This is a genomic window from Roseiarcus sp., assembly GCF_052145395.1.
GTDB lineage: Bacteria > Pseudomonadota > Alphaproteobacteria > Rhizobiales > Beijerinckiaceae > Roseiarcus.
Map to the genome: position 1 here is coordinate 1 of NZ_JBKQOT010000023.1, position 3,675 is coordinate 3,675.

Below are 3,675 nucleotides of genomic sequence, written 5' to 3' on the forward strand. Positions count from 1 at the left end.
GCGCGTGACGACGGCGGCGGCGAGCGCCACGGCGCCGGCCGTTCCCTCGCGCCAGCCGCCCGTGAGCATCGAGGTCGCGACCAGCGAAACGATCAGGCAACCCGGAAGCGCATTCAGCGCGCGCGCCGCCGGACCCTCGCGCGGGATCGCCTGGCCGAGTCGCGCCCCGGCGAAGCGGATGGTGAAGGTGCCGAGGGCGAGCGCGCCGATGAGCGCCCAGCGCTCATCCATCGCGGCGCGCTCCCGCGACCGCCGCCCCGGCGAGGCCGCCGAGGGCCAGCATCCATTGCGGCGGCGCCCCGGCGAGCTTCACCCCGCCGAACACAACCGCAATCGACACGAGCCACGGCAGGAGGTCGGGATGACCGCGCCACAGCGATCGCGCGATGGCGATGAAGGCGGCGGTGAAGGCGAAGTCCATGCCGAGCGCCTTCGGCTCCGGGATCGCCTGGGCGAACACGACGCCGAGCACGGTTGACGCGCACCACGCCGCCATCTGCGTGAGGCCGCCGCCGGCGAGATAGGCGTATCCGGCCTTGCGCCCGCGCGCCCGCGCCGACAGGAGCAGCGCCCAGTTCTCGTCGGCGGTCAGGTGCGCGCCGAGCGCCGCCTGCCACAGCTGCCGGCCCGCGAACACGTCGCGGATCGACGCCGTCATGAGCAGAATGCGCAGATTGAGCGCGAGCCCGGCGAAGGCCGAGGCGGCGAGCCCGGCCCCCGCCATGAGTTGCTGGGTCGCGATGATCTGCGAGCTGCCGGCGTAGACGACCACGCCCATCACGCCGATCTCAAGCGGCGTGAATCCCGCCTGCGCCGCCAGGAGCCCGAACGCGAGGCCGTAGACGGCGACGCCGAGCGCGAGCGGCGTGATGTCGCGGGCGCCGGCGAAAAAGCCGTCGTCGGGAGAATCGGTCGGCATGGGACTTTCGCTTCGTGGGTCGCGGGGGCTTACGGGCCCGAGGACGGGAACGCGAGGCGACGTCTTGAAACGCGCGCGACCGCGAGTCCGATCCGAGCTGGCGGCTTTTTGCCGCTCCTGGCCGATCTTCAACGAGCCGTTGACGAACTGAGGGTCGTCCTTCATATTCAACCAACCGGTTGAATGATTGTCCGCGCCGATTCCGCGTTTCAGGCTCTCGGCTGGGGCGCGCCGTCGGGCTCGCTCTCTGCCACTGAGCCCGGAGACCGTCGGACCAATCACGTCTCTCGAGGCATCGAACGCCATGGCCAGTTCGCGTTATCGCTGGGTGATTGTCGCCGCGGGGGGCCTGATGGGCTGCGTCGCCATCGGCTCGATGTTTTCGCTTCCCGTCCTGTTGCGGCCGGTCGCCCAAAACACCGGCTGGTCGGTGACGGGCGTCTCGAGCGCGATGACCATCGGCTTTCTCGCCATGGCTTTCGCCAGCTTGGCGTGGGGCGGGCTCTCCGACCGGATCGGCGCGCGCGCCGTGGCGCTGATCGGCGCGATCGCCCTGCCCGCGAGCCTGGCTCTGGCGTCCATGGCGCCGTCGCTGCTTGCGTTCCAGTTGATGTTCGGCCTCCTCATCGGCGGAAGCGCGGCGGCGATCATTGCGCCGATGATCACATGCGTGACGGGCTGGTTCGATACGCACCGCAGCCTCGCAGTTTCGCTCGTCTCGGCCGGGATGGGGATGGCGCCCATGACCATGTCGCCGCTCGCGGCCTGGCTGGTTTCGAACCACGACTGGCGGACGACGCTGCTGATCCTCGCCGCCGTCGCCGCCGCGCTGATGATCCCGGCCGCGCTTCTGGTGCGCCGGCCGCCGGCGCTGATCGGCGCGAACGCCGGCGCCGCCGGGCCGAACCACCCGCAGGACGCCCTGTCCGTCGCGCAGGCGTTGCGGTCGCCGCAATTCGTCGTGCTGGTGCTGACCAACTTCTTCTGCTGCGCGACCCATTCCGGCCCGATCTTTCATACCGTGAGCTACGCGGAGACCTGCGGGATTCCGCTCGTCGCCGCCGTCTCGATCTACAGCGTGGAGGGGCTTGCCGGCATGGGCGGGCGGATCGGTTTCGGTCTCCTCGGCGATCGGTTCGGCGCTAGGCGCGTTCTGGTCCTCGGCCTTCTCGCGCAGGCGTTCGGCGCGCTGGCCTATGTGTTCGCCCGGGGCTTGGGCGAGTTCTATGCCGTCGCGACGGTGTTCGGGTTCATCTATGCCGGGATCATGCCGCTCTACGCCGTTCTCGCGCGCGAGAACTTTCCACTGCGCATGATGGGGACCGTCATCGGCGGAACGGCCATGGCCGGGAGTTTGGGGATGGCGACGGGGCCGCTGGCCGGAGGGATGATCTACGACGCCTTCGCCGGCTACCAGTGGCTCTATGTCGGCTCCTGGGCGATGGGGATCGGCGCCTTCCTGATCGCCTCGACCTTCAGGCCTTTCCCGAAAAGCGAGCCGGCGCTCGCGGCGGCGTGAGGCGCGTCGCCCCGCTAGCGACAACCGCGGTGGCGGTCTACTCCCCCCGTGTGGGGGAGGAGAAGGATTCGGGAACGGCTCGCGCGGCGACGCGGAGCGTGGTCAATTGTTCTTCGCGCCCTCGAAGATCCACGACCAGATGTTCTGGCGGACGCAGGCGGGCAGCGGCTTGTGCTCGAACGGCATTTGCAGCTTGGCTTCGCCGTTGACCAGCCTCATCAGGTTGCTCTCGTCCGGCTTGCCCGCGACCACCATCGGCCCGAAGGTGGTCCCTTTCATCAGTCCTTCGTAGGTTCTGAGGTCGAGCCCGGTTTTTTCGAAGCCTTTGCCTCCCGGCTGATGGCAGGACACGCACCACCCCCTCAGGACCGGAGCAACATCCTCGGAGTAGCTCATCCCTCCGCCCGCCGCGCAGGCGCGCGGGATCGGGGCCAGTCCCGCAGCCCAGGCGACGGCCAATCCGTCGGCCAATAAGAGACCGGCTGTCACGACGCTTAGGCGCTTCATTTTGCTCTCCTTAGACACTTTCGACCCGGTTGCTTTGCACGGAGCTTTCGAGGGACCTGACAAGACGCCTCCGACGTCAGCAAAGCGGCGCCAAGTCGCAGGCCGCAATGATGCGCGCTGGGTAAGCCCGTCGGCAATGTGGCGCGGTGTCGCGAAATTGCGGCGTTTCCAGCCGACCGGCAAAGAGATTTGGCGCGCCGCAGCCGTCCCGCCGGGCATTTGGATTTCCTCAGGCGTCCGCGGGGTTGCTTCGCGGCTCCGCAAATTCTCGGGTTTTGGATGTTTGGATTCTCTTGGATTTCCTTGGATTCTCTCGACCGAAATGAGCCTTTTCAAAGGGTTGCGCGCGAGCCTGCGCGAGTTTTTTTCGCGCTCTGACCTCTCCCCGCGCAAGGAACCGCTCCCGGACGAAAGGCCGATTGAACCGCTTCGCTTCGCTTGACGCCAGCATGAAGGGACGATACAGGGATTTCTGCTTTTCCGCAACAAAATGTCGCGGACAAGCGCATTGCCAGCCGCGCGGCGGCGTGCCACGTTCTCCAAGGTCGCGCTGGCGATCCCTGGCGGGAGCCATGGCCGAAAACGTCAAGCTGTTCCTCTCCTGCGTCTCCGACGAGTTCGGGACGTATCGCGACGAGCTGCGCCGCAAGCTGAACCGCCCGAACGTCGAGGTCAAAATCCAGGAGGACTTTAAGCTTCTCGGCGGCGACACGCTCAGGATGATTGAAGA

The 3,675-nt window shown here is 67.6% G+C and carries 4 protein-coding genes; 1 reads left to right on the forward strand and 3 read right to left on the reverse strand.

Annotated features, from left to right (window positions below; all coding sequences use genetic code 11):
- Together ACLP25_RS00690 and ACLP25_RS00695 are read right to left on the reverse strand one after the other, a co-directional pair.
- Positions 1-231: AzlD domain-containing protein (locus tag ACLP25_RS00690; RefSeq protein ID WP_442467327.1), on the reverse strand; the 231-nt coding region annotated here is incomplete at its 3' end.
- A complete protein-coding gene (locus ACLP25_RS00695; protein ID WP_442467328.1) occupies positions 224-919 on the reverse strand; it encodes an AzlC family ABC transporter permease in 696 nt (231 codons plus the stop codon). The genes ACLP25_RS00695 and ACLP25_RS00690, both read right to left, overlap by 8 nt.
- Positions 920-1,223: 304 nt before the next feature.
- Here ACLP25_RS00695 and ACLP25_RS00700 point away from each other — a divergent pair, with 304 nt between their 5' ends.
- On the forward strand, positions 1,224-2,438 hold the full coding sequence (locus ACLP25_RS00700) for an MFS transporter (protein ID WP_442467329.1): 1,215 nt from the start codon (positions 1,224-1,226) through the stop codon (positions 2,436-2,438).
- Positions 2,439-2,540: 102 nt separating this feature from the next.
- Here the strand turns inward: ACLP25_RS00700 and ACLP25_RS00705 are convergent, their stop codons facing one another.
- Positions 2,541-2,945 (reverse strand): c-type cytochrome domain-containing protein, encoded by a 405-nt coding sequence (locus tag ACLP25_RS00705; RefSeq protein ID WP_442467330.1) that lies wholly within the window; start codon positions 2,943-2,945, stop codon positions 2,541-2,543.
- Positions 2,946-3,675: the final 730 nt, after the last annotated feature.

What these genes read in the sequence shown, in the direction of transcription:
- ACLP25_RS00705 (WP_442467330.1), bottom strand. Translation starts at nt 2,945, where the DNA reads ATGAAGCGCCTAAGCGTCGTGACAGCCGGTCTCTTATTGGCCGACGGA.
- ACLP25_RS00695 (WP_442467328.1), bottom strand. Translation starts at nt 919, where the DNA reads ATGCCGACCGATTCTCCCGACGACGGCTTTTTCGCCGGCGCCCGCGAC.
- ACLP25_RS00700 (WP_442467329.1), top strand. Translation starts at nt 1,224, where the DNA reads ATGGCCAGTTCGCGTTATCGCTGGGTGATTGTCGCCGCGGGGGGCCTG.